This is a genomic window from Streptomyces sp. NPDC037083 (assembly GCF_055606485.1).
In genome coordinates this window covers 345,714-370,941 of the sequence record NZ_JBVJSQ010000007.1, presented here as the reverse complement: position 1 = coordinate 370,941, position 25,228 = coordinate 345,714, and the positions used below count along the sequence as shown (strand labels likewise).

The window sequence follows — 25,228 nt, the reverse complement described above, 5'->3', positions numbered from 1 at the left end:
TTATCGTCCCAGCACGATTCGCGTGCAAGATCACAATATGTGAAGGGGCCGCGGCCATGGTGGCGAAGAAGACCGCCGTACAGCGTTCGGCATCCGGCAGGTCCACGAGTGCCTCCGGCGCGGCCAGGGACTCCAAGGCCGTGCAGGCCGTGCAGGCCGTGAAGACGGTCCGGTCCGCCGCGGCGGGGGAAACGGAGAAGGCCACGGCGGCCGGGAAGACGGCCGCCGTCAGGAAGAACGCCGTGGCGAAGGCGGCCACGGACAAGCCCGTCGCGGAGACCGCGGTCGCCAGGAAGGCGGCGGCCAAGGAGACGACCGCGAAGAAGACGACCGCGAAGAAGACGACCGCGAAGAGGACGACGACGAAGAGGACGACCGCGCAGAGAACGGCCGTGCGGAAGACGGCCGCGAAGCAGACGACTGCGAAGAAGACGGCCGCCGGGAAGACGACTGCCGGGAAGGCCGTCGCGAAGAAGGCCGTCGCCAAGAAGGCGGCGGCCGAGAAGACCGTCGGTGCCAAGGGCGTGGCCGCGACCAGTGCGGGCAGGAAGAACTCGGCCAAGAAGGTGGGCGCGGCCTCGGCCGCGGAGCAGACGGGAGCCACGACTGTGGTTGCGAAGAAGACTCCGAGTACGGCCACGGCGGCGAAGACCGCCGTTCCCAAGGCGCGCCTCGCGGCGGTGGAACCGGGCGAGCTGGCGGTGCGACCGGGTGAGGAGCCCTGGACGCCCGAGGAGGTCGAGGAGGCGCGCGCGGAGCTGCAGTCCGAGATGGAGCGGCTGCGCGCGGAGCTGACCTCGTCCGAGGCGGCCCTGGTCGGCCTGATGCGGGACTCGGGGGACGGCGCCGGCGACGACCAGGCCGACACCGGCACCAAGAACATCACGCGCGAGCACGAACTGGCGCTGGCCGCCAACGCGCGCGAGATGCTCGTCCAGACCGAGCACGCCCTGGAGCGGCTGGACGCCGGCACCTACGGCCTGTGCGAGAACTGCGGCAACCCCATCGGCAAGGCCCGGATGCAGGCCTTCCCGCGGGCCACGCTGTGCGTCGAGTGCAAGCAGAAGCAGGAGCGCCGGTACTGATCACCTGACTGCCGGGGGGTGTGCCGTACCCTCGTGCTCAGTCAGGCACCTAGGTTGAGGGACTCACGTGGCAGAGGCGGAGCGCGTCATCGGTACGCCGGACACCCCAGAGGCGGGGTCCGAGCCGGAGCAGTCGTCCGGCCCGGGCGAGCAGGAGAACGCCGGGGCGCGGCCCAGGGGCAAGCGCCGCATCGCCGTGCTCTTCGCCGTGGCCACGTTCGCCTACGTGCTCGACCTGGTCAGCAAGATGGTCGTGGTCGCCAAGCTGGAGCACCACGCGCCGATCGAGATCGCCGGGGACTGGCTGAGGTTCGAGGCCGTCCGCAACGCGGGCGCGGCCTTCGGCTTCGGCGAGGCGTTCACCATCATCTTCACGGTGATCGCCACGGCCGTGATCGTGGTGATCGCCCGGCTCGCCCGCAAGCTCCGCAGCCTGCCCTGGGCGATCGCGCTGGGGCTGCTGCTGGGCGGCGCGCTGGGCAACCTCACCGACCGGATCTTCCGTGCGCCGGGCGTCTTCGAGGGCGCGGTCGTGGACTTCATCGCGCCGAAGCACTTCGCGGTCTTCAACCTCGCGGACTCGGCGATCGTGTGCGGCGGCATCCTGATCGTGCTGCTGTCCTTCAAGGGACTGGACCCGGACGGGACCGTCCACAAGGACTGAGACCGCCCCGCTTTCGCGGGCGGTCGTCCACAGGCCCGTACGGCGGTGCCGTGGCCGTCCGGCATACTCGACGGGTGAGCACGATTCCCGAGATCCGTACCCTGCCCGTGCCGGACGGCCTGGAGGGCGAGCGCGTCGACGCCGCCATCTCCCGCATGTTCGGCTTCTCCCGTACGAAGGCCGCCGAGCTGGCCGCGGCGGGGAAGGTCATGGTCGACGGCTCGGTGGTCGGCAAGTCCGAGCGGGTCAGCGGCGGGGCCTGGCTGGAGGTCGAGATGCCGCAGGCACCGGCGCCCGTGCAGATCGTCGCCGAGCCGGTCGAGGGCATGGAGATCGTGCACGACGACGACGACGTGGTCGTGATCGTCAAGCCGGTCGGCGTGGCCGCGCACCCGTCGCCCGGCTGGAGCGGGCCGACGGTGATCGGCGGCCTGGCCGCGGCCGGCTACCGGATCTCCACCTCGGGTGCGGCCGAGCGACAGGGCATCGTGCACCGGCTCGACGTCGGCACGTCCGGTCTGATGGTCGTCGCCAAGTCGGAGCGGGCCTACACGTCGCTGAAGCGCCAGTTCAAGGAGCGCACGGTCGACAAGCGCTACCACACGCTCGTCCAGGGCCACCCCGACCCCACCAGCGGCACCATCGACGCGCCCATCGGACGCCACCCCAACCACGACTACAAGTGGGCGGTCACGGCCGAGGGCAAGCCCTCCGTCACGCACTACGACCTGGTCGAGGCCTTCCGCGCGGCCTCCCTGCTGGACGTGAAGCTGGAGACGGGCCGCACCCACCAGATCCGCGTCCACATGTCCGCCCACCGCCACCCCTGCGTGGGCGACCTGACGTACGGCGCCGACCCCACGCTCGCCAAGCGGCTGGGGCTGACCCGGCAGTGGCTGCACGCCGTGCGGCTGGGCTTCGAGCACCCCGGGGACGGGCAGTGGGCGGAGTTCGCCAGCGACTACCCCGAGGACCTGCAGAAGGCGCTGGACCAGGTGCGCGAGGAGACCTACGGATGACCGGGCCGACGCGCGCGTACGAGGTGCGCGTCGCCGGGGACCTCGCCGACCGGGAGGCCTGCTTCGCGGTGCGCAAGGAGGTCTTCGTCCGCGAGCAGGGCGTGCCCGAGGACCTGGAGTACGACGCGCACGACGCCGGCGCCGTGCACCTGCTGGCGGTCCGGGAGGACGGCCTGGCGCTCGGGACCGGACGGCTGCTGTACGGCGAGGCGGCCGCGGCCAGGACCGGCGGCGACCCGTCGGTGGGCTCGCTGGGACGGCTCGCGGTGATACGGCAGGCGCGCGGGCTGGGCGTCGGCGCGGCGCTGGTGCGGGCCGTCGAGGAGGCGGCACGCGCCCACGGGCTCGCCACGGTGGAGCTGCACGCGCAGACACGGGCGCTGGGCTTCTACGAACGGCTCGGGTACGCGGCGTACGGCCCCGAGGACCTGGAGGCGGGCATTCCGCACAGGTCCATGCGGCGTTCGCTGTAGCGGACGGCGGTCGTGCGACGCTGGAGGACCGGATGTCCTTGATCGTCTAGACCCGGAGCGCTGACCGTGGACCAGTTGGCCCTGTTGTTCGTCCTGTTGCTCGGGGCCGTGGTGAGCGTCCCCGTGGGGGACCGGTTCGGGTTGCCCGCGCCGGTGCTCATGACCCTGCTCGGGATCGTCCTCGCGGTGCTCGAGTTCGTGCCCAACGTGGAGATCCCGCCCGACCTGATCCTGCCCCTGCTGCTGCCTCCGCTGCTGTACGCGGCGGTACGGCGGACCTCGTGGCGGCAGTTCGCGGCGAACGTACGGCCGATCTTCCTGCTGGCCGTGGCGCTGGTGTTCGTCACGACGGTCTGCGTGGCCGCCGTGGCCCACGCGATCGTGCCGGGGCTGCCGGTCGCCGCCGCCGTCGCGCTGGGGGCGCTCGTCGCGCCGCCCGACCCCGTGGCCGCGACGGCCGTGGCCGGACAGCTCGGGCTGCCCCGTCGCCTGGTGTCCATCCTGGAGGGCGAGGGGCTGTTCAACGACGTGACGGCCATCGTGCTGTACCACGTGGCGATCGCCGCGGCCGTGAGCGGGTCGTTCTCGCCGTGGCGGGCCGGCCTCGACCTGGTGCTGTCCGCGGTGGTGGCGGTCGCCGTGGGCGTCGCCCTCGGGTGGGGCGCGAACCGGCTGCTGGACGTCCTCGGGGACACCACGCTGCAGATCGGTCTGACGCTCCTGGTGCCGTACGCCTCGTACGTGCTGGCGGAGGAGTTCCACGGGTCCGGGGTGCTGGCCGTGCTGACCACCGCGCTGTTCCTCGCCGAGTACGCCACCGACCCCGACGACGTGCTGACCCGGCTGGCCGGCCACACCTTCTGGGACATCATCGACACCCTCGTCACGGGCGTCGCGTTCGGGCTGATCGGCCTGGAGCTGCACAACGCGATCCGGACGGCGTCCGGGCGGTGGGGGGAGATGCTCGGGTGGGCGGCGGTGATCGTGGCCGTGGTCGTCGTCGTACGGCTGCTGTGGCTGATGCCGGCGACCTGGCTGACGCAGCGGCTGCACGCCCGACAGGACCACCTCGAGGACATCCCGACGAACTGGCGGGAGACCGTCGTCATGTGGTGGTCGGGGATGCGAGGGGTGGCCTCGGTGGCGTTGGCGCTGGCCGTCCCGCTGAAGACCGACGACGGGGGACCCTTTCCCGACCGTGACGAGATCATCTTCATCGCGTTCGGCGTGATCATGGCGACGCTGGTCCTGCAGGGACTCACCCTGCCCTGGCTGGTGAGGCGGCTCGACGTGCAGTCGGACACCGACCGCGAGAAGGAGTTCGAGAAGGAGCTGGCGGTGCGGGCCGCGAAGGCGGCGAAGCGGCGGCTGCGGGAGATCGAGGCCGAGGAGGACCTGTCGGAGGAGCTGTCCGAGCAGATGCTGCGGCGGGCCCTCGACATCGGGCTGCGGATCAGCCCGGACGTCGGGGAGGACGAACGGCGGGAGGGACACGATCAGCGGGTGCGCAGGCTGAAGCGGGTGCGGCGGATCCAGGGGGAGATGCTCAGCGCGGCTCGGCACGAGGTGGTGGCGGCGCGCAGCGAGCCGGGCGCCGACCCGGAGATCGTGGACCGGGTCCTGCGCCACTTGGACGTGCGCAGCCTGCGGTGAGAGGGGGTGAGACGGGTGAGACGGCCGGTGGGCGGCTCGCGGTCCAGGGGGACCGGGTGCTGTTGTCGGCCCGCCTGACGCCTGACGCCTGACGCCTGACGCGCGCCGTCTGCCGCGGCCGGAGGCCGGCCGCGGCAGACGGGGTATGGGGTGCGGGGTGCGGGGTGCGGGGGTTGCGGGCAGGCTCCGAGGTCGTCCCGCGCGCCTGCGCCTGCGGTCTTTCCGCCACCCCGGCCGGCAGCTGGGCGGCCTTCAGCCCGGGGGCCGGGTCGGCACGTTCCCGCGCCGCCACCCTGCATTGGCTCGCTCCCCGGCCTGCCGGTCGCCCCGACCTGCCGGTCGCCCCGACCGGCAGGCCGTCCCGACCGGCAGGCCGTCCGGGGCGACCGGCGCTCAGCGGCCCGTGCTCAGCGGCCCGTGCGCGGCGGCTCGTGGGCGCGGCGGGCCGCGCCGTCGGGGGACGAGGCCTGGGCGGGCAGGCGGCCCGGGGGCAGGGCCGCGTCCGCCGTGTTGACCCGCGGCAGCGCGTACGGGTGTTCCTTCCACAGCCAGCGGATCATCTGCTCGCGGACCGCGACGCGCACCGTCCAGATGTCGTCGGCGTCCTTCGCCGTGACCAGCGCCCTCACCTGCATGGTGTTGGGCGTGGTGTCCGTGACGTCCAGACCGCAGGCGCGGCCGTCCCAGGCGGGGCACTCGCGCAGGATGTCGCGCAGCTTCTCGCGCATCGCGTCCACCGGCGCCGCGTGGTCGACGTGCCAGTAGACGATGCCGGTCATCTGCGGGGTGCCGCGGGACCAGTTCTCGAAGGGCTTCGAGGTGAAGTACGACACCGGCATCGTGATGCGGCGCTCGTCCCAGGTGCGCACGGTCAGGAACGTCAGGGTGATCTCCTCGACCGTGCCCCACTCGCCGTCCACCACGACCGTGTCGCCGATGCGCACCATGTCGCCGAAGGCGATCTGCAGGCCGGCGAACATGTTGCTCAGCGTCGACTGGGCCGCCACACCGGCGACGATGCCGAGGATTCCGGCCGAGGCCAGCAGGGAGGCGCCCGCCGCGCGCATGGCGGGGAACGTCAGCAGCATCGCCGCCGCGGCGACCACGCCGACGACGGCCGACACCACCCGCATGATCAGCGACACCTGGGTCCGGACCCGGCGCACCCGGGCCGGATCGCGGTGCATGCGCGCGTAGCGCGAGTACGACGTCTCGACGATCGCCCCGGTGATCCGGATCACCAGCCAGGCCGCCGATCCGATCAGCACCAGGGTGAGGGTGCGGCCGATGCCGACCTTGTGGTCGTCCAGCAGCTGCGCCTGGTCGTACGAGCCTCTCAGCAGCGCCGCGCACAGCACGAGCTGGTAGGGGATGCGCCCACGGCGCAGCAGACCCCACAGCGAGGTCTCGGGGTGCCGTTGGTCGGCCTTGCACAGCAGACGGTCGGTGGCCCAGCCGATGAGGACTGTCAGCACAACCGAGCCGCCCACCACGATCACGGGGCGGAGCAGGTTCTCCATGCCTTCGAACGTAACCGGGTCCAAGCGACCTTGAACATGCGAACTCCTGTGAGGAGGCGCACGCCCGGCGTTGTCACGGCGGGCAGGGACCGTCGTCCATGCAGGCCCGGGACCGTCGTCCGTGCCCGCCCGGACCGTTGTCACTGCAGGTCGGCACCGTTGTCGGTGCGGGCTGGCACCATGGGCGCATGAACATCATGCTCTTCCATTCGACCTATGGTCTGCGGCCCGCGGTGCGCGAGGCGGCGGACCGGCTGCGCGCCGCCGGACACGAGGTCTGGACGCCGGACCTCTTCGGGGGGCGCACGTTCGACACGGTCGAGGAGGGCATGGCGCACAACGAGGAGATCGGCAAGGACGAGCTGCTGAGGAGAGCGGTCCTGGCCGCCGCTCCCTACTCGGAGCGCGGGCTGGTGTACTGCGGGTTCTCCCTCGGCGCGTCGGTCGCGCAGACCCTCGCCCTCGGCGACGACAAGGCACGTGGTCTGCTGCTCCTGCACGGCACCTCGGACCTCGCGGCGAACGTCACGGTCGACGAGCTTCCGGTACAGCTGCACGTCGCCGAGCCGGATCCGTTCGAGACCGACGACTGGCTGAGCGCCTGGTACCTGCAGATGGGCAGAGCCGGCGCCGACGTGGAGATCTACCGGTACGCGGGCGCCGGGCACCTCTACACCGACCCCGGCCTGCCCGACTACGACGAGGAGGCCGCCGAGGCCACCTGGCGGGTGGCACTCGGCTTCCTCGAAACCCTGTGACCGGCGCGGCCGGCGGTCAGACCGGGTCGTAGGTGCGTTCCACCTTCTGCGTGCCGCTGCGCGTGCGGTACGAGCGGTACCAGGAGGAGGTCGCGGTGGGACTGATCCTGTCGGACAGGACGTAGTAGTCCATCTGCGCACGCTCGGCGGTGATGTCCAGGACGCCGTAACCGTGCCGGTCGGTGTCCACGAAGTGCACGTGCCGGTTGGCCGCCCGGATGACCGGTGAGGCGATCGCGGTGAGGGTGCCCTCGGGAACCTTCACGATGTCGTCGAGGTTGTCGGAGGTCACCGAGGTCACCACGAACTCCGTGGCGGCGGAGGCCGACAGCGGGTACGTGCCGGCGTCCACCGGCACGTCGTTGGCCCATGCCATGTGGATGTCGCCGGTCAGGAAGACCGTGTTGCGGACGGCGTTGGCGCGCAGGTGGGCGATGAGCTCACGACGGTCGTCGGTGTAGCCGTCCCACTGGTCGGTGTTGAGGGCGATGCCCTCCTGGGGCAGGCCGAGCAGCTTGGCGAGCGGCTTGAGCAGGTCCGCGGAGAGTGAGCCGACCGCGAACGGGGAGATCATCACCGAGTTGCCGACCAGCCGCCAGGTGGTGTCGGAGGCCTTCAGCCCGGCCTTCAGCCAGTCCAGTTGGGCGCGCCCGGTGATCGTACGGTCCGGGTCGTCCACGCTGCCCTTGCCGACGGCGACCTGCTGCGAGCGGAAGGACCTGAGGTCCAGCAGGGACAGGTCGGCCAGCTTGCCGAAGCGCAGCCGGCGGTAGGTGGTGCCGGCGATCGCCGGACGGACCGGCATCCACTCGAAGTAGGCCTGCTTGGCGGCCGCCTGGCGGGCCGCCCAGGCGCCTTCGGCGCCCTCGGTGTGGTTCTCCGCGCCGCCCGACCAGGTGTCGTTGGCGAACTCGTGGTCGTCCCAGATCGCGACGACCGGCGCCTTCGCGTGCAGGGCCTGCAGATCCGGGTCCGTCTTGTACTTGCCGTGCCGGGTGCGGTAGTCGGCGAGCGTGAGGATCTCGTGCGTGGGCGCGGTCTGCCGTACGACGGTGCCGCGCGTGCCGTACTGGCCGGTGCCGTACTCGTAGATGTAGTCGCCGAGATGCAGCCAGGCGTCCAGGTCGCCGCGGGCCGCGAGGTGACGGTACGAGGAGAAGTAGCCCGCCTCCCAGTTGGCGCAGGAGACCACGCCGAACCGCAGACCGCTCACCGCCGCGTCCGCCGCCGGCGCGGTGCGGGTGCGCGCCACCGGGGAGTCGGCGCCGCCGGCCGAGAAGCGGAACCAGTAGTCGGTGGCGGGCGCCAGACCGCGGACGTCGGCCTTGACGGTGTGGTCGCTCGCGGCGGTGGCGGTGACGGAGCCCTTGGCGACGACGTCCGTCAACGCCTTGTCCCTGGCGACGACAAAGCTCACCTCGGTGTCCGGGCCGATTCCGGAGCCGGGTATCGCCTCGGCGACGGGCGTCACCCGGGTCCACAGCAGGACACCGTCGGGCAACGGGTCACCGGAGGCCAGGCCGTGCAGGAAGACCGGGGCCTCGGCGGCGCGGGCGGGCATCGCGGCGGCGAGCGGTCCGGCCAGCACAGCGGTCGCCGCCGCGGCCTTGACGACCGTACGGCGGCGCGGGGAAAGCGAGTTGGGGCGCTCTGACGGAACGTCGGCGCTCGAGGATGATCTGTATCGACTGGTCACGGGCAATCAGATTACTGACCAGTACGACGAAGAGCGGGCGAACCGGAAAGAAGTTCGCCCGCTCTTCGGCTGCGCGTCAGGGAGGGTTCGGTCCTCGAGGCCCGGAGGGACGCGCGGCGCGGTCCGCCTCCCGCCGCGACGCCGGCGACCCTCGCCGTCCCCGCACTCCCTCCCACGCGTCTCCGCACTGCTTCCGGACGGCCCGAGACGGCCCGTCAAGGAACTGACGGGCCGTCACGGAGAATCGGGGTCAGCAGATGTTCACCGTCCCGGACGACAGGGACAGGTTCTCGGAGAAGATCCAGCCCTTGGTCTGGCCGCTTCCCACGCGCCCGTACACCCAGAAGTTCCCGGACGTGTTGTAGACCCCGCACCATGCGTGGAACGCCGTGCCGGGCACCACGGACTGGGTCTGCGTGCACGACGCAAACGGGCCGTTCCGTAAATGCCCCACCACGACTTTGAGCTCGCCATTGGAATTGTTGGTGCCGCTGCTGCCGCATCCAAATGTGGCCGCATTGGCCGACGTCGCCCCACCCACGGTGAGTCCCCCGATTGCCGCCGTTGTGGCGGCAATCGACACGAGGGCTTTCTTGAATTTCATCTTTCCTCCCACAACTTTCTGGCGTCGGTGCGGCGTGAACGTTACCCGGCTCGAGCGGTGGGTGTAAATGGAATATTTTCGGATTTGCAAGTGGCTTGATCGTTGCGTCCGCAAGGTGAATGTGGGGGGAATTTCGCGCTTTGCGCAATTCCCGGGTCGGCTTCCCGGAAAAACGGAATGCCCCGGACCGGTTCCACGGTCCGGGGCATTCCGGTGTCTCAGCCCTTGAGCGCTGCGGCGATCGCGGTTTCGTAGTCCGCCACGGTCTGGGGGACGTTGCCGTTGCTGCCGGTGACGAGCTTGCCGTCCATCACCAGGGACGGAGTTCCCTGGATGCCGTACTTCTCGCTGTCCGTGTCGAACTTCCCGCTCATGACGAGCGCCCACTTGTCGTAGGTGCCGTTCTTCACGGCGGTCTGGAACTTCGTGTTGTTCTTCAGGGCGGAGACCGTGTCCGCCACCTTGATCAGGTAGGAGTCGTCCTTGAACTTGTCCTCGGTCTCCTCGGGGTGGTACTTCGCCGAGTACAGCGCGGTCTTGTACTCGAGAAAGGCCTCGGGGCTGACGTTGAGAGCCGCGCCGAGAGCGCTCAGCGCGTTCCTCGATCCCTCGCCGCCGAGCTTGTTGTCGAGGAAGGTGGCGCCCACGTACTGGATTTTGTACTTGCCGTCCGCGACGTCCTTGTCGAGGGTCGAGCCGACCGTCTGCTCGAACTGGGCGCAGATGGGGCAACGCGGGTCCTCGTACATCGCGAGGGTCTTCTTGGCGCCGGCCTTGCCGATGGTGACGGTCGTCCCGTTCTCGCCGGTGGTGTTGGCCGGCTTGACGAGCTTCTCGCTCTTGACGTTCTCCCAGTATTCGGGCTTGTTGGCCTGGACGACGGCGTAACCTATGCCGCCCGCAGCCGCCAGTACGCCGACGACCGAGCAGGCGACGATGATCTGACGCTTGACCTTGGCGCGCTTGGCCTCGCGCTCGCGCTCGATGCGCAGCCGCTCCCGGGCCGCCGTCTTCGCCGCCGCGCTGTTCCGCTTGCTCATGGTGTTCTCCAAAGGGACGCGCACACGTGGGTACGCGGAAGTTCGTGTGGACGTGGGTGGAACCGAGGTGTGCTCAGGTGGGGCGGTCCGTTCAGACCGCGGCGACCGGGCACGGCGGTCCACGCCGTCCGAGGGAGTGCACGAGGATCCGCTCGCGGACGGCGGCGGCACGGCGCGCGGGGCGCGGCAGGCGGCGGGCCGCCGGGGCGCGTCGTACGGTCACGGCGGCCACGGCCAGCAGCAGCGGCCGGAAGGTGGTCGCGGTCGCCGCCCGCAGCAGCTGGACCAGCGCCCGCTCGCCACGGCGCAGCCAGGCGGCGGCGACGAGGCTCACGCAGACGTGCGCGGCGAGCAGCAGCCACGCGGTGGCCGGGTCGGCGTGGGCGAGGAGGCCGCCGAGCCTGTCGGTGTCGGCGCCGGCGACCTGGGCCAGCGGGGTGCCGACCTGCGTGCCGCCGCCGCACAGCACGTTCCAGCCGACCGAGGCCAGCGGGCCGGCGACCGGGCCGCCCGCCCGGCCGTAGCAGACGTGCTGGCCGGTGGTGAAGACCGTGTCGGCTGCCAGCTCCAGCGGGATCAGCAGGGCGGCGATCCGTCCGTATCCGCACTCGCGGCCGGCCAGGGCGTACGCGAGGGCGAACACGGCGGCCGCGATCACGGCCACCGTGTTGAACGGCAGCGGGGCCCGCGACAGCAGCACGTGCGACGCGGTGCTGAGCGTCACGACGAATGCCGTGAACAGCGCCGCGCGTACGGCTCTGAGGCGGGTCCCGGATATGTCCATAGCGCTGGAGAGTGTGCCACGTGCTCCCGTAAGGGACCGCTAAAGGGTCCCTGTGAGCCGCGGACCGTTAGAGACCTGGAATCCGGCCGTTGCGGAACAGGTCGACGAAGATCTGGTGGTCGGCACGCGCGCGTGCGCCGTAGGTGTGCGCGAAGTCGACCAGCAGCGGTGCGAAGCCCTCCTCGTCGGCCGCGATGGCGGCGTCGATGGCCCGCTCCGTGGAGAACGGGACCAGCGACTCGCCGGACTGGTCGTCCGCGGCCGCGTGCATGGTGGCGGTGGCCCGGCCCAGGTCCGCGACGACGCCCGCGATCTCCTCCGGATCGTCGATGTCGCCCCAGTTCAGGTCGACCGCGTACGGCGAGACCTCGGCGACGAGCTGCCCCGCGCCGTCCAGCTCGGTCCAGCCCAGCCACGGGTCGGCGTGGGCCTGGAGCGCGCGCTGGGAGATCACCGTGCGGTGGCCCTCGTGCTGGAAGTAGCCACGGATCGCCGGGTCGGTGATGTGCCGGGAGACGGCCGGGGTCTGGGCCTGCTTGATGTAGATCACGACGTCGTTCTCCAGGGCGTCGCTGTGGCCCTCGAGGAGGATGTTGTACGACGGCAGACCGGCCGAGCCGATGCCGATGCCGCGGCGGCCGACGACGTCCTTCACCCGGTAGGAGTCCGGACGGGCCAGCGACGTCTCCGGGAGCGTCTCCAGGTAGCCGTCGAAGGCGGCGAGGACCTTGTAGCGGGTCGCCGCGTCCAGCTCGATGGAGCCGCCGCCCGGCGCGAAGCGGCGCTCGAAGTCGCGGATCTCCGTCATCGAGTCCAGCAGCCCGAAGCGGGTCAGCGAGCGGGCGTCGCGCAGCGCGTCCAGCAGCGGGCCCTGGGCGGTGTCCAGGGTGAAGGGCGGCACCTCGTCGCTCTTGGCGCCGGTCGCCAGCGCGTGGATGCGCTCGCGGTACGCGCCCGCGTAGACCTCCACCAGTTCGCTGATCTGCTCGTCGCTGAGCGCCTTGGCGTAGCCGATGAGGGCGAGGGAGGCGGAGAGGCGCTTCAGGTCCCAGGTGAACGGGCCGACGTAGGCCTCGTCGAAGTCGTTGACGTTGAAGATCAGCCGGCCCGTGGCGTCCATGTAGGTGCCGAAGTTCTCCGCGTGCAGGTCGCCGTGGATCCACACGCGCGAGGTGCGCTCGTCCAGGAACGGGCCGCCGCGCTTCTCGGCGTCGAGATCGTGGTAGAAGAGGCCCGCCGTGCCCCGGTAGAACGCGAACGCCGAGGCCGCCATCTTCCGGAACTTGACTCGGAACGCGGCCGGGTCGGCGGCCAGGAGCTCGCCGAACGCGGTGTCGAAGACGGCGAGGATCTCCTCGCCGCGGTGCTCGTCGTTGAGCTGCGGAACCGACATCGCTGGGTGCCTCCTGGTGCATGACATGTACGACAGCGTTTCTGTCGTCTCCAACGGGCGGGGCCGTGCGAAAGTGCCCATGCCCCTCGCTGTGAAGGTACGCGGGCGAGCCCCCGGAGTGTCAGTGGCGAGGCATAGACTTCGACGCTGTCCCCCAGACTGTCCGCGTCCCGTGGGACACCAGTCGTCGTTCGTTTCCCTTGGAGGCCGCAGCCGTGTCAAAGCCGCCGTTCACGCACCTGCACGTCCACACCCAGTACTCGCTGCTGGACGGTGCCGCGCGGCTGAAGGACATGTTCGACGCGTGCAACGAGATGGGCATGACCCACATCGCGATGTCCGACCACGGCAACCTGCACGGGGCCTACGACTTCTTCCACACCGCGAAGAAGGCCGGAGTCACCCCGATCATCGGGATCGAGGCGTACGTCGCCCCCGAGTCGCGGCGCAACAAGCGCAAGATCCAGTGGGGCCAGCCGCACCAGAAGCGCGACGACGTCTCCGGTTCCGGCGGTTACACCCACAAGACGATCTGGGCGGCCGACGCGACGGGCCTGCACAACCTCTTCCGGCTCTCCTCGGACGCCTACGCCGAGGGCTGGCTGCAGAAGTGGCCCCGCATGGACAAGGAGACCATCTCGAAGTGGTCCGAGGGGCTCATCGCCTCCACCGGCTGCCCCTCGGGCGAACTCCAGACGCGGCTGCGCCTCGGCCAGTTCGACGAGGCGCTGAAGTCGGCCGCCGAGTACCAGGACATCTTCGGCAAGGACCGCTACTTCCTGGAGCTGATGGACCACGGCATCGACATCGAGCACCGGGTCCGCGACGGACTGCTGGAGATCGGCAAGAAGCTCGGCATCCCGCCGCTGGTGACGAACGACTCGCACTACACGTACGCGCACGAGGCGACCGCGCACGACGCGCTGCTGTGCATCCAGACCGGCAAGAACCTCTCCGACCCCGACCGCTTCAAGTTCGACGGCACCGGCTACTACCTGAAGTCCACGGACGAGATGTACGCCATCGACTCCTCGGACGCCTGGCAGGAGGGCTGTGCCAACACCCTCCTGGTGGCCGAGCAGATCGACACGACCGGCATGTTCGAGGCCAAGAACCTCATGCCGAAGTTCGACATCCCCGAGGGCTACACCGAGGTCACCTGGTTCAAGGAGGAGGTCCGCCGGGGCATGGACCGCCGTTTCCCCGGCGGCGTCCCCGAGGACCGGCAGCGCCAGGTCGAGTACGAGATGGACGTCATCATCCAGATGGGGTTCCCGGGCTACTTCCTCGTCGTCGCCGACTTCATCATGTGGGCCAAGAACAACGGCATCGCGGTCGGCCCCGGCCGCGGCTCCGCGGCCGGCTCGATCGTCGCGTACGCCATGGGCATCACCGACCTCGACCCGATCCCGCACGGTCTGATCTTCGAGCGGTTCCTGAACCCCGAGCGCGTCTCCATGCCGGATGTCGACATCGACTTCGACGAGCGCAGGCGCGTCGAGGTGATCCGGTACGTGACCGAGAAGTACGGCGCCGACAAGGTCGCCATGATCGGCACCTACGGCAAGATCAAGGCCAAGAACGCGATCAAGGACTCCGCGCGCGTGCTGGGCTACCCGTACGCGATGGGCGACCGCATCACCAAGGCGATGCCCGCCGACGTCCTGGGCAAGGGCATCGACCTCAACGGCATCACCGACCCCTCGCACCCCCGGTACTCGGAGGCGGGCGAGGTCCGCGCGATGTACGAGAACGAGCCGGACGTCAAGAAGGTCATCGACACCGCCAAGGGCGTCGAGGGCCTGGTCCGGCAGATGGGCGTGCACGCCGCCGGCGTGATCATGTCCAGCGAGACCATCACCGAGCACGTCCCGGTCTGGGTCAGGCACACCGACGGCGTGACCATCACGCAGTGGGACTACCCGAGCTGCGAGTCGCTCGGCCTGCTGAAGATGGACTTCCTGGGTCTGCGCAACCTGACGATCATGGACGACGCCGTCAAGATGGTGAAGTCCAACAAGGGCGTCGACATCGATCTGCTGAGCCTGCCGCTCGACGATCCGACGACCTTCGAACTGCTCCAGCGCGGTGACACCCTCGGCGTCTTCCAGTTCGACGGCGGGCCGATGCGCTCACTGCTGCGTCTGATGAAGCCCGACAACTTCGAGGACATCTCCGCCGTCTCCGCGCTCTACCGTCCCGGCCCGATGGGCATGGACTCGCACACCAACTACGCCCTGCGCAAGAACAAGCTCCAGGAGATCACCCCGATCCACAAGGAGCTGGAGGAGCCCCTCGAAGAGGTCCTGGCCGTCACCTACGGCCTGATCGTCTACCAGGAGCAGGTGCAGAAGGCCGCCCAGATCATCGCCGGGTACTCGCTCGGCGAGGCCGACATCCTGCGCCGCGTGATGGGCAAGAAGAAGCCCGACGAGCTGGCGAAGAACTTCACCATCTTCCAGGCCGGCGCGAAGAAGAACGGCTACAGCGACGAGGCGATCCAGGCGCTGTGGGACGTGCTGGTGCCGTTCGCCGGCTACGCGTTCAACAAGGCCCACTCCGCCGCGTACGGACTGGTCTCGTACTGGACGGCCTACCTCAAGGCGAACTACCCCGCCGAGTACATGGCCGCACTGCTCACCTCGGTCAAGGACGACAAGGACAAGTCCGCGATCTACCTCAACGAGTGCCGGCGCATGGGCATCAAGGTGCTGCCGCCGAACGTCAACGAGTCGGTGCACAACTTCGCCGCCCAGGGCGACGACGTGATCCTCTTCGGACTCGAGGCTGTCCGCAACGTCGGCACGAACGTGGTCGACTCGATCATCAGGAGCCGCAAGGCCAAGGGGAAGTACGTGTCCTTCCCCGACTACCTCGACAAGGTCGAGGCGGTCGCCTGCAACAAGCGCACCACGGAATCGCTGATCAAGGCGGGCGCGTTCGACACCATGGGGCACACCCGCAAGGGTCTGACCGCGCAGTTCGAGCCGATGATCGACAACGTGGTGGCGGTCAAGCGCAAGGAGGCCGAGGGGCAGTTCGACCTCTTCGGCGGCATGGGCGACGAGGACACCAGCGAGCCCGGCTTCGGCCTCGACGTCGAGTTCACGACCGACGAGTGGGAGAAGACGTATCTGCTCGCCCAGGAGCGGGAGATGCTCGGCCTGTACGTCTCCGACCACCCGCTCTTCGGCCTGGAGCACGTGCTGTCCGACAAGGCGGACGCGGGCATCGCCCAGCTCACCGGAGGCGAGCACGCGGACGGCGCGGTGGTGACGATCGGCGGCATCATCTCCGGCCTCCAGCGCAAGATGACCAAGCAGGGCAACGCCTGGGCGATCGCCACCGTCGAGGACCTCGCGGGCTCCATCGAGTGCATGTTCTTCCCGGCCACGTACCAGCTCGTCTCGACCCAACTCGTCGAGGACGCCGTCGTCTTCGTCAAGGGCCGCCTCGACAAGCGCGAGGACGTGCCGCGGCTCGTCGCGATGGAGCTCCAGGTCCCCGACCTGTCCAACGCGGGCACCAACGCGCCCGTGATTCTCACCATCCCGGCCACCCGGGTCACCCCGCCGATGATCAACCGCCTCGGCGAGATCCTCACCCACCACAGGGGCGACAGCGAGGTCCGGATCAGGCTCCAGGGCCCGACGAAGACGACCGTCCTGCGCCTGGACCGCCACCGGGTCAAGCCCGACCCCGCGCTGTTCGGCGATCTGAAGGTGCTGCTCGGCCCGTCCTGCCTGGCGGGCTGATCAGGCGAAGACAGGTGCGAGGGGCGCGTCCGGTACCGGACGCGCCCCTCGTCTGTGCCCGGGCTGCAAGAGCCCGTCGCGCCGACGTCAGTTGTGGCCGAAGCGCCTCTGCCGGCCCTTGCGGGCCACATCGGCGGGCGTCACCTGGGCGATGTGCTGCTCGGCCTGCGACTCCATCGTCGACGGCCGTGCCGCCTGCTGACCACGGTCGGACTGCGGCTGCTTACGATCCTGCTTCTTGTTCTTGGCCATGGTGCTCTGCCTCCTGAGGGGATCTAAGGGCCAGGGCCGGGACCAGATTCACATAGGCTGACTTGCGACGCATTTCGGATAATTACCGTCTGTAACAGGGGTTGTCGGCGCACAAGCCCTCGAAACGCCACGCCGAAGATCGAGTTCGGGCCGTTAACCCCCGCGCAGTCGGGCAGACTCGAAGGAAGCCCGAAGCAAACCTCCCGGAAAGAGGGTGAGTCGTGTGGACCGCTGCATCGTCCTGGTGGACGCCGGGTATCTGCTGGGGGCCGCCGCGAGTCTCCTCGCCGGAGAGCCCTCGCGATCCCGCATCACCGTCGACCACTCCGCCCTCGTCCAGGGCCTGCGCGAACAGGCCGAGTCCGAGACCGAGCGCCCGCTGCTGCGCATCTACTGGTTCGACGGCGCCCCCGACCGCGTCCCCCAGCCGGAGCACCGCAGACTGCGCGTGATGCCCCGGGTGACCGTCCGGCTGGGCGCCCTGACCCGCAGCGACGGGCGGTGGGCCCAGAAGGGCGTCGACGCCGCCATGCACGCGGAGCTGACCGAGCTGGCCCGCAACCGCGCCTGCTCCGACGTCGTCCTGGTCACCGGCGACGGCGACCTGCTGCCGGGCATGATGGCCGCCAAGGAGCACGGGGTCGCCGTCCACCTGTGGGCCGTGCAGGCCGCCGACGGCGACTACAACCAGTCCGAGGACCTGGTCGCCGAGGCCGACGAGCGGCGCGTCCTGGACCGCAACTGGATCACCAAGGCCGTACGGGCGAAGGACCTCGGCGGGATCTGCGCGCCGCCGCCGGCGCCCCGGCCCGAGATCGCCGCCATCCTCTCCGCGCCGCTGCCCGACTCCGGTCTCGCCCCCGCCGAGCGCGCCTCGGACGAGCCCGAGCACGCCTCCGCGGCCGCCGGCTCCGACAACGGGACGCAGGAGCGCGTCCCGGCCCCCAAGGGCGTCCCGACCCCCAAGGACCTGGCCGCCCTGCGCGCGCCCGGCGCACACGCCGTCCAGCACCCCGCCACCGCGACCCTGCGCTGGTCCTCCGACAAGGGCTGGGTCGACCGCCCCGGGACCGCCGCCGAACCCGCCGAGGTCGCCTCGATGCCGACGCTCGCGCAGCTCACCACGGCGGAACAGCGCTGGGCCGACCGCGAGGAGGACATCACCACCGTCGGCGGGGACCCCTACGAGGTCGGGCAGGTCTTCGCGCGCCGGTGGATGGAGCGGCTCGGCGACTCCGGCCATCTGCAGAAGCTGTCGGGCATGTACCCGCGGATCCCGCACCGCATCGACGGCGAGCTGCTGAGGTACGCGGCCCGCTTCGGACTTCTCGCGCACAAGGACGACCAGATCGACGAACACGACCGGTACGCCATCCGGGCGGGATTCTGGCGCGAGATCGACGTGCGGACCGCCGCCGAGCACGCCCCGGCGGGGGACTGAACCGGGCGTCCTGGACGCCCCCGACGGCGGGCGGACCTCCTCGACCCCGTAGTCTCGTCCCTTGTGAGTACGCGCGCGGCATCGGCCATCCGGCACGGGGACGAGGTCGTGTGTGCCGTGCGCGGGCTGACGAAGTCCTATCCCGCGGTCCGGGGCCGGCGCGGCACTCCCGCGACACCCGAGGTGCGGGCCACCGACGACGTGCGGCTGGACATCCGGCGCGGTGAGATCTTCGGCCTGCTCGGTCCGAACGGCGCCGGCAAGACCACCCTCGTGCGGCAGATGACCGGGCTGATGCGGCCCGACGCGGGGAGTGTGGAGATCCTCGGCCACGACATCGTGCGCCACCCCGAGCGGGCCGCCCGCATCCTCGCCTACCTCGGGCAGGAGTCCAGCGCCCTCGACGAACTCACCGTCTCCCTCGCCGCCGAGACCACCGGGCGGCTGCGCGGCCTCGACGTACGCGCGGCGCGCCGGGAGCGCGACGCCGTCCTCGACGAGCTCGCCCTCACGCCGCTCGCGGGGCGGCCGCTGCGCAAGCTGTCCGGCGGGCAGCGGCGGCTCGCCTGCTTCGCCGCCGCGCTGGTGGGGGAGCGGCCGCTGCTGGTGCTGGACGAGCCGACCACGGGAATGGACCCGGTGGCGCGGCGGGCCGTGTGGGCCGCCGTGGACCGCCGGCGGGCCGAGCGCGGGACGACCGTCCTGCTCGTCACCCACAACGTCATCGAGGCCGAGACCGTCCTCGACCGCGTCGCCGTCCTCGACCAGGGCCGCGTCATCGCCTGCGACACCCCCGCCGGACTGAAGGAGCAGGTCGCCGGCGAGGTGCGGGTGGAGCTGGTGTGGCGCGAGCGGGCGCCGCTGGACGTCCCCGAGGTCGCCGCGCTGCGTGAGCGGGCCGTGGAGTCCGGGCGCCGCTGGACGCTGCGGCTGGCGCCCGACGAGGCCCGGGCGGTCGTCGCCACCGTCACCGGCGGGGCCGCCTTCGCCGCGCTGGACGACTTCACCCTGGCCACCCCGAGCCTGGAGGACGTCTACCTGGCGCTGGGCGGGGCGGCACGGCAGGGCCTGGTGCGGGCATGAGCGCGCGGGCGGCCGAGGGCGCGAGGGGCGCCGAGGTGAGCGGGCGGACAGCCGGGGCCGTATGGGACGGTATGAGAACCGTAGGGAAGAGGAGCAGCGCCACGTGAGTGTCGTACCCGCCGAGGTTCTGCCGGGCAGTGCCCGGGCCGTTCCGGAGACCCGCCGTGTCGCCCCGGCCGAGCTGGCGCCGCGCGCCCGGCTGTGGCCTTCGCTCGTGGCCGTCTACCGGGCGCAGCTGTCCCGGGCGCGGGTGGCGCGCATCCCGCTGCTGTTCGTGGCGACCTTCCAGTCGGTCGGCATCCTGATCATGATGCGGGGCGTGGTGGACGGAGGCCGCGAGGCGGAGGCCGTGGTGGCCGGGTCCGCGGTGCTGGTCGTCGCCTTCGTCGCGCTCAACCTGCTCGCGCAGTACTTCGGACAGCTGCGGGCGAGCGGCGGCCTGGACCACTACGCGACGCTGCCCGTGCCGCCCGCGGCCGTGGTGCTGGGGGCGGCGGGGGCGTACGCCTCCTTCACGGTGCCGGGCACGCTGGTCACCGCCGTGTTCGGGTGCGTGTTGTTCGGGCTGCCGCTGACGCATCTGTGGGTGCTCGCGGCCGTGATCCCGCTGGCCGGCGCCGCGCTGTCCGGGCTCGGCGCGGCCTTCGGCCTGCTCGCGCCGCGGCCGGAGCTGGCCACCGTGCTGGGCCAGCTCGGCATGTCGGCCGCGCTGCTGCTGGGCGTCCTGCCGCCGGACCGCATGCCGGAGGCGGTGCGCCTCGCCCGCGACCTGCTGCCGTCGACGTACGGGGTCGAGGCGTTCGCCCGGACCTTCGGGGCGGACCCCGACTGGGCGTTCGTGCTCGGCGACCTCGCCGTCTGCGCGGGCGTGGGCGTCGTCTCGCTGGCCGTCGCCACCTGGGCGTACCGCCGAGCCGCCGTCCGGTGACGCGCCGGACGGGCGGGCCTGGCACGATGTCAGGGTGACCGCACCGCTGACTCCGCCTCCGCCGCCGCACGAACCGTCATCGCACGACGCATGGCCGCCGTCGCCCGGCGGGTACGCCGGAGTCGCCGCCGCGCCCCACGACGTCGCGTACGGACAGGACGGCCCCGGGATGAAGACCGAACTGCGGGAAGCCGCCGTGATCACGGTGGCGGTCGCGCTGACCGGCGTCCTGCTCGGGTTGCTGTGGGTGTGGCTGGCGCCGAAGGTGCCGCTCGTCGGCGACCTCGCGGACAAGCAGTGGGTCGTCTACTTCAAGGACACCGAGGGCGAGCAGGCGATCGGGGTGGACGGGACGTTCACCCTGCTGGCCCTGGCCTGCGGCGCCGTGAGCGCGGCGGCGGTCTTCGCCTGGCGGCGGCGCGGGGGAGTGCCGCTGGTGGTCGCTCTCGGCCTCGGGGGGTTCCTCGGATCGCTGCTGGCCTGGCGGCTCGGGGTGTGGCTGGGGCCGGACTCCGACGTCATCGCCCATGCGCAGGCGGTGGGCAAGGGGGTCACGTTCCCGGCTCCGCTGAAGCTGGGGGCCAAGGGGGCGCTGTTGGCCTGGTCGTTCGCCGCGGTGCTGGTGCACCTGGGGCTCACGGCGTTGTTCGGGCCCCGGGACCCCGACGCCTACCCGCCGCACGGGGGCATGCCCAAGGACGGGTACGGGGCGCCCATGGCGTGAAGGCGGTTCCCGCCCCCGCCGCCCCTTCCTCTTCCCGACCCCGGGGGTTCCCGGCCTCGGGAGTGCCCGACCCCGGGGGTGCCCGGCCTCGGGGCTGCGCACGCCCAGACCCCCTTCACGGCCCTGAAGAGGCCTCGCCCTCGCACGCCGGACGGGCCGGAGAAACCCTCAGCCTCAGCCCCGCCCTGGAGCGCCGGACGGGCTGAAGGACCTCAGCCCCGGCCCGAAGCGCCGGACGGGCCGAAGAAACCCTCAGCAGCCTCAGCCCCGGCCGATCTGTGCCAGCACCGCTCCGGTGAGTTCGGCCAGATCCTTGGGCGACAGCTCGACCTCCAGGCCCCGTCTGCCCGCCGAGACGCAGATCGTGGCGTGGGCCGTCGCCGAGTCGTCCAGGACCGTGGGGAGTCTCCTGCGCTGGCCCAAGGGGGAGATGCCGCCCCGGACATAGCCCGTGGTGCGTTCGGCCTGGGCGGGGTCGGCCATCGCCGCCCGCTTGCCGCCCACCGCCGATGCCAGGGCCTTGAGGTCCAGGGAACCGGCGACCGGGACCACCGCCACCGTCAGGGCCCCGTCCACGTCCGCGACCAGGGTCTTGAAGACCCGGTCGGGGGAGACGCCCATCGCCTCGGCCGCCTCCTCGCCGTAGGACGGGTGACCCGGGTCGTGGTCGTAGGCGTGCACGGTGAAGTCCACGCCCGCCGCGGTCAGGGCCACCGTCGCGGGCGTGCCCCCCGGCTGCTGTTGCTTCTTCGACTTCTTCGCCATTCGGGCCTTCTCGGTGACGTCAGTTGAGGCTCGTCGGGCCGCGGGTCAGTTCCGCCGCGGGCAGCGAGGGCAGGTTGCGGATGATCGCGGTCTCCGCGCGCAGCAGGGTCAGCTCGTCCCGCAGGCGGGAGGCCGTGTCCGGGGCCTGCAGGAGCCGCTGCTTGGTGGGGGTGTCCAGCATCATCGCGGCCGCCACCAGGTACGACACCACCGAGGGGTCGTCCGGGAGGTCCGCGCCCGTGGTCAGGGAGCGTTCCCGGGCGCCCGCCAGACGCTTCTGGTACTGGCGGAAGGCCCGCAGCACGCCCTCCGCGAGAGCGCCCGCCTCGTCGCCGGGGTCCTCGGGCAGCTCCTGCAGCTCGGCCGTCAGGAACGGGCCGGAGGCGTCCACCGACAGCAGCTTCACGCGGGTCGTGCCCGTCGCCAGCACCTCGAAGGTGCCGTCGGCGCGCTCGCGGACGGTCGCCGCGTCGGCCACACAGCCGACGCCGTGGAACGCCTTGACCGGGTCGTCGCCGAAGCCGGCGGCGGGGCCGCGCTCGGGCACCGCCGTCTGGTCGGGCATGCCCGGGGAACTGGGCGCCACCTCGTGGCCGTCGCGGATGGCGACGACGGCGAACCGGCGCGATTCGTCCTCGGGGGTCTTCATCAGATCGCGCATCATGGCGCGATAGCGCTCCTCGAAGACGTTGAGCGGGAGGACGAGTCCCGGGAACAACACCGAGTTCAGGGGGAAGAGCGGCAGACGGACGGTGGTCACGACGCAGAAGCCTAATGGTCCAGCGGGCGGGCTCGTCCGCCGTGCCCATTCCCCGGATGCCACGGGGGCCGGCCGGACGGCCCCGAGCGCACTTCCTCGCGTACCGCCAGGAAGTGGCCGAGCGGATCGTCCGACAGCCGGTCCCAGGGGAAGGACGTGGCGTACGGGCCGATCAGGCGCAGTTGCGCGAGGGCCTCGTCGCGGCGGTCCAGGCGGACCAGGACGTACGTCAGCACGTTGCGGATCTCGGCCGGCCACGGGTCGGCGGCCGGGAAGCGGGCGGAGAGCGCGACGGCTCGGTCGGCGGCCGCCTCCAGCCGTTCGCGCGGTACCTCGGGGCCGCAGCCGTCGGTCAGGTAGGCGAAGGCCGCCCGCGCCGGCAGCGCCTGGACGAGGGAGCCGGCGGGCGCGTCCTGCGCGGCCCGGTCGGCGAAGTCGAAGCACTCGCGGTGGGAGCCGTGCCACGACTCGGCCAGATAGCGCTTGGCGGCCACATGGCAGCCGTAGTGGTGCGGGGCGCGGCGGACCGCGGCCGCCCACAGCTCGCCGAAGTACTTGTGGCCGGCCTGCGTGCCGCGGGCGTGGTCCAGGGCGATCCGCCAGGGCACCGGGTCGCGGACGTCGCTCTGGGCGGCCGCCGTGATCAGCGGGCTCACCTCGCGCAGCAGTTCGGCCCGGGCCGGCGACCGCCAGGCCCTGGCCAGGGAGAGCTGGGCGGAGACGAGCAGCACGTCGGGGTCGCGCGGGGCGGCCTCGCGCCACTCCTCGAACCACTCCGGGCGGGCGTGCGCGAAGGACGCCAGGCGGGTCGCGTACCGGTCGTGGTACTCCCACTCGGCGCGTTCGCGGGTGTGGGCCATCAGTTCGGCGGCGGGCGCGTAGGCGCCCAGGCCGGCCGCGACCAGCGCGGGCCCGAGCCGGTCGTCGGGCACGTCGAGGAGCACCTCGTCGTCGGCGGGGAGCCCGGCGGCGCTGTGGGGGGCGACGACCCGTGCCGTCCGGGATATCCGGGAGGCGCGGATGAAGGGGGGCAGCAGAGCCATGGTGCCGACCATTGAAAAGCCGCAGGTTCAGATTGCGCCAGAGGGTGCGGGCAACCGGCGGAAAGTTGTACGGCGCGAGGTCAAGGGAGGGTAAAGGCGAGAGTGGGGAGTGAACGGCCGGGAGCCGCGTGCTCAGCTGCGGCGCAGCAGACGCGTCGCTCCCGCCGCCACCGCCGTCGCCAGGACCCAGCCCAGCAGGATCAGCGCCGTCGACAGCCACTGCCAGCCGCCGTGCAGCTGCCACTGGCCGACCTGCCCCAGGTCGATGACCGGCAGCAGCAGGTCCAGGGTGAACAGGGCGGGGTTCCAGGGCGGGTGCCCGTCGCGGTCCACGGGCGGATGGGCGGCGTGCGCGAAGGCCAGGGAGCTTGCGGCCCACAGCACCGCCATCCACACCGCCGCACGCCCCGGCCGGTACCCGTACGCGACCGCCCAGTCCTGGGCGTACCCCCACACCTTCGCGGCCGGCGGGAGGGTCTCGCGCCGGCGGCGCTGCTTGGCCAGCAGCACCTCGCGGGCGTCCTCGTCCTCCCCGCCGGCCCGCAGCACCGCCGCCAGCCGCTCGTACGGCTCCGGGGCGTACTCGGCGGTGGCGGCGGCCACCCAGCGCAACCGCTCGGCCAGCGAGAACGGACCCTGCGGCACCAGGTTCTCGTACGTGAAGCCGCCCATGTGCAGACTGCCGGGCCCCGGCCAGGCGCTCGCCCGGTCCACGAGGTTGATCACCCGGGCGCCGGACAGGACGACCCGGCCGCGTTTGGGCCGCTCCCCGAGGAAGCGCAGCTCGGGCGTCTGGACCCGGCGCAGCGACAGCTCCTGGTCGTCGGTGAACGTGAACCGGGCCTGCTCCAGGTCCACGGCGTCCCCGAACCGGCCGTCGTCCAGGCGCACCCCGCCGCGGCAGTCGAAGCGCTGGATGCGTGTCCCGCGCGCGGGGGTGGTGCCGCTCAGCGCCTGCCCGCCCACGCCGGCCGGGGTCAGATACAGCGTGCGCCCCACGGTGAGCTGGGGCGCGTTCAGCGCGAGCCGCGTGTAGGGGTTGGCCAGCCGGGCCCCGCGCAGGCTCAGGGACACGCCGATCTTGGCGCTGCGCAGACTCAGCTCGCCGTGTGACTCAAGCAGCTCGGCCTGCAGGTCCTGGCCGACCGTCATGCCGTCGGCGGCGATCGAGCGGCCGGTGCGGTCCCGGTAGACGATCGCCTGGTTGAGCAGCAGGTCCGTGCCGATCTGCGCGTCGGTGAGCCGTACGCCGTTGTGGAAGCGGCAGCGGGGCAGGTGCAGATCGCCCTCGGTGTGCAGCCGGGCCGCCTCCAGCCGCGGCACCGAGCAGTCCACCATCCGCATGGTGGTGAACCGCGCCTCCGGCATCCGCACCTCGCGCTCGAAGCGGCAGCGCTTCATCTCCACGTACGGCACCACCGTGCCGCCCGCGAGGTCCAGGGAGCCGCTGATCTGCACGCCGGCCAGCTTCAGCGAGGACACGCGGCCGGCCAGCGCGGGCGGCCCGTCCAGCAGCAGCCAGGCCACGATCCGGGCCCGCACGGTCCGGTTCCCGCCCCACGGATGCCCGCCGTGCGGATCGTCGACCACCGTGTCCCCGCTGCTCAGGTCGTACACGCTGCCGTTGCGGAAGGCCTGCCACATGCCCGCCTCGGCGGGAGTCAGGTCCTCCGGCAGATCGCCCGCGTGGACGCCGGCCCCTTCGGTCACTCTTGTCGCCCCCATCGTTACTCACGGGTTCCGCACAGCCGTTCATGCCCGCTGGGTGAGCCCGCCAACGCTAGACGT

The 25,228-nt window shown here is 71.5% G+C and carries 22 protein-coding genes; 11 read left to right on the top strand and 11 right to left on the bottom strand.

Features of this window, described 5'->3' with window-relative positions:
* Nucleotides 1-56 precede the first annotated feature (56 nt).
* From ACZ7DE_RS21410 to ACZ7DE_RS21390, 5 genes are all read left to right on the top strand, one after another.
* Nucleotides 57-1,085 (top strand): TraR/DksA C4-type zinc finger protein, encoded by a 1,029-nt coding sequence (locus ACZ7DE_RS21410; RefSeq protein WP_470763475.1) that lies wholly within the window; start codon nt 57-59, stop codon nt 1,083-1,085.
* Between the two features lie 67 nt (nt 1,086-1,152).
* Nucleotides 1,153-1,749, top strand: coding sequence for a signal peptidase II (gene lspA, locus ACZ7DE_RS21405; protein ID WP_470763474.1), 597 nt, complete (start codon nt 1,153-1,155; stop codon nt 1,747-1,749).
* 74 nt (nt 1,750-1,823) lie between these two features.
* Complete coding sequence (locus ACZ7DE_RS21400; RefSeq protein WP_470763472.1) at nt 1,824-2,768, top strand: RluA family pseudouridine synthase; 945 nt, start codon at nt 1,824-1,826, stop codon at nt 2,766-2,768.
* Complete coding sequence (locus tag ACZ7DE_RS21395; RefSeq protein WP_470763470.1) at nt 2,765-3,241, top strand: GNAT family N-acetyltransferase; 477 nt, start codon at nt 2,765-2,767, stop codon at nt 3,239-3,241. The genes ACZ7DE_RS21400 and ACZ7DE_RS21395 overlap by 4 nt, the downstream gene beginning before the upstream one ends.
* 66 nt (nt 3,242-3,307) lie before the next feature.
* Nucleotides 3,308-4,894, top strand: coding sequence for a Na+/H+ antiporter (locus ACZ7DE_RS21390; protein ID WP_470763468.1), 1,587 nt, complete (start codon nt 3,308-3,310; stop codon nt 4,892-4,894).
* Nucleotides 4,895-5,301: 407 nt separating this feature from the next.
* Here ACZ7DE_RS21390 and ACZ7DE_RS21385 read toward each other — a convergent pair whose 3' ends face one another.
* Nucleotides 5,302-6,414: a mechanosensitive ion channel family protein gene (locus ACZ7DE_RS21385; protein WP_470763466.1), complete on the bottom strand. Its 1,113-nt coding sequence runs from the start codon at nt 6,412-6,414 to the stop codon at nt 5,302-5,304.
* 188 nt (nt 6,415-6,602) lie between these two features.
* On the opposite strand from ACZ7DE_RS21385, the gene ACZ7DE_RS21380 reads away from it, so the two are divergent.
* Entirely contained in the window at nt 6,603-7,172 is a 570-nt protein-coding gene (locus ACZ7DE_RS21380) for a dienelactone hydrolase family protein (RefSeq protein WP_470763464.1), read from the top strand.
* A 16-nt stretch (nt 7,173-7,188) separates the two neighbouring features.
* On the opposite strand, the gene ACZ7DE_RS21375 is transcribed toward ACZ7DE_RS21380, so the two are convergent.
* The 5 genes from ACZ7DE_RS21375 to ACZ7DE_RS21355 form a co-directional block, all read right to left on the bottom strand.
* Nucleotides 7,189-8,868 carry an alkaline phosphatase D family protein gene (locus ACZ7DE_RS21375; protein ID WP_470763463.1) on the bottom strand — a complete coding sequence of 560 codons (1,680 nt, stop codon included), beginning with the start codon at nt 8,866-8,868 and terminating at the stop codon, nt 7,189-7,191.
* A 250-nt stretch (nt 8,869-9,118) separates the two neighbouring features.
* Nucleotides 9,119-9,472 (bottom strand): hypothetical protein, encoded by a 354-nt coding sequence (locus ACZ7DE_RS21370; protein ID WP_470763461.1) that lies wholly within the window; start codon nt 9,470-9,472, stop codon nt 9,119-9,121.
* Nucleotides 9,473-9,690: 218 nt separating this feature from the next.
* The gene (locus tag ACZ7DE_RS21365; RefSeq protein WP_470763459.1) at nt 9,691-10,512 is read right to left on the bottom strand and encodes a thioredoxin domain-containing protein; all 822 of its coding nucleotides are present in this window, start codon (nt 10,510-10,512) and stop codon (nt 9,691-9,693) included.
* 91 nt (nt 10,513-10,603) lie between these two features.
* Nucleotides 10,604-11,296 (bottom strand): hypothetical protein, encoded by a 693-nt coding sequence (locus ACZ7DE_RS21360; protein WP_470763457.1) that lies wholly within the window; start codon nt 11,294-11,296, stop codon nt 10,604-10,606.
* 67 nt (nt 11,297-11,363) lie between these two features.
* On the bottom strand, nt 11,364-12,689 hold the full coding sequence (locus ACZ7DE_RS21355; protein ID WP_470763455.1) for a DUF2252 domain-containing protein: 1,326 nt from the start codon (nt 12,687-12,689) through the stop codon (nt 11,364-11,366).
* Between the two features lie 215 nt (nt 12,690-12,904).
* On the opposite strand from ACZ7DE_RS21355, the gene dnaE reads away from it, so the two are divergent.
* Nucleotides 12,905-16,444, top strand: coding sequence for a DNA polymerase III subunit alpha (gene dnaE / locus ACZ7DE_RS21350; RefSeq protein ID WP_470763454.1), 3,540 nt, complete (start codon nt 12,905-12,907; stop codon nt 16,442-16,444).
* An 87-nt stretch (nt 16,445-16,531) separates the two neighbouring features.
* On the opposite strand, the gene ACZ7DE_RS21345 is transcribed toward dnaE, so the two are convergent.
* A complete protein-coding gene (locus ACZ7DE_RS21345) occupies nt 16,532-16,696 on the bottom strand; it encodes a hypothetical protein (RefSeq protein WP_470763452.1) in 165 nt (54 codons plus the stop codon).
* A 223-nt stretch (nt 16,697-16,919) separates the two neighbouring features.
* Here ACZ7DE_RS21345 and ACZ7DE_RS21340 point away from each other — a divergent pair, with 223 nt between their 5' ends.
* The 4 genes from ACZ7DE_RS21340 (at nt 16,920) to ACZ7DE_RS21325 (ending at nt 20,872) form a co-directional block, all read left to right on the top strand.
* Nucleotides 16,920-18,137 carry an NYN domain-containing protein gene (locus tag ACZ7DE_RS21340; RefSeq protein WP_470763450.1) on the top strand — a complete coding sequence of 406 codons (1,218 nt, stop codon included), beginning with the start codon at nt 16,920-16,922 and terminating at the stop codon, nt 18,135-18,137.
* 63 nt (nt 18,138-18,200) lie between these two features.
* Complete coding sequence (locus ACZ7DE_RS21335; RefSeq protein ID WP_470763448.1) at nt 18,201-19,220, top strand: ABC transporter ATP-binding protein; 1,020 nt, start codon at nt 18,201-18,203, stop codon at nt 19,218-19,220.
* 103 nt (nt 19,221-19,323) lie between these two features.
* Nucleotides 19,324-20,148 (top strand): ABC transporter permease, encoded by an 825-nt coding sequence (locus ACZ7DE_RS21330; protein ID WP_470763446.1) that lies wholly within the window; start codon nt 19,324-19,326, stop codon nt 20,146-20,148.
* 34 nt (nt 20,149-20,182) lie between these two features.
* Nucleotides 20,183-20,872, top strand: coding sequence for a DUF2567 domain-containing protein (locus ACZ7DE_RS21325; protein ID WP_470763444.1), 690 nt, complete (start codon nt 20,183-20,185; stop codon nt 20,870-20,872).
* 261 nt (nt 20,873-21,133) lie between these two features.
* On the opposite strand, the gene ybaK is transcribed toward ACZ7DE_RS21325, so the two are convergent.
* The 4 genes from ybaK to ACZ7DE_RS21305 form a co-directional block, all read right to left on the bottom strand.
* Nucleotides 21,134-21,637, bottom strand: a complete 504-nt coding sequence (gene ybaK, locus ACZ7DE_RS21320; protein WP_470763442.1) for a Cys-tRNA(Pro) deacylase — start codon at nt 21,635-21,637, stop codon at nt 21,134-21,136.
* Nucleotides 21,638-21,656: 19 nt separating this feature from the next.
* Nucleotides 21,657-22,397 carry an LON peptidase substrate-binding domain-containing protein gene (locus ACZ7DE_RS21315; RefSeq protein ID WP_470763440.1) on the bottom strand — a complete coding sequence of 247 codons (741 nt, stop codon included), beginning with the start codon at nt 22,395-22,397 and terminating at the stop codon, nt 21,657-21,659.
* 11 nt (nt 22,398-22,408) lie between these two features.
* Nucleotides 22,409-23,452, bottom strand: a complete 1,044-nt coding sequence (locus tag ACZ7DE_RS21310; protein WP_470763438.1) for a hypothetical protein — start codon at nt 23,450-23,452, stop codon at nt 22,409-22,411.
* Between the two features lie 120 nt (nt 23,453-23,572).
* Nucleotides 23,573-25,150 (bottom strand): oxidoreductase, encoded by a 1,578-nt coding sequence (locus ACZ7DE_RS21305; RefSeq protein WP_470763437.1) that lies wholly within the window; start codon nt 25,148-25,150, stop codon nt 23,573-23,575.
* Between the last annotated feature and the right edge of the window lie 78 nt (nt 25,151-25,228).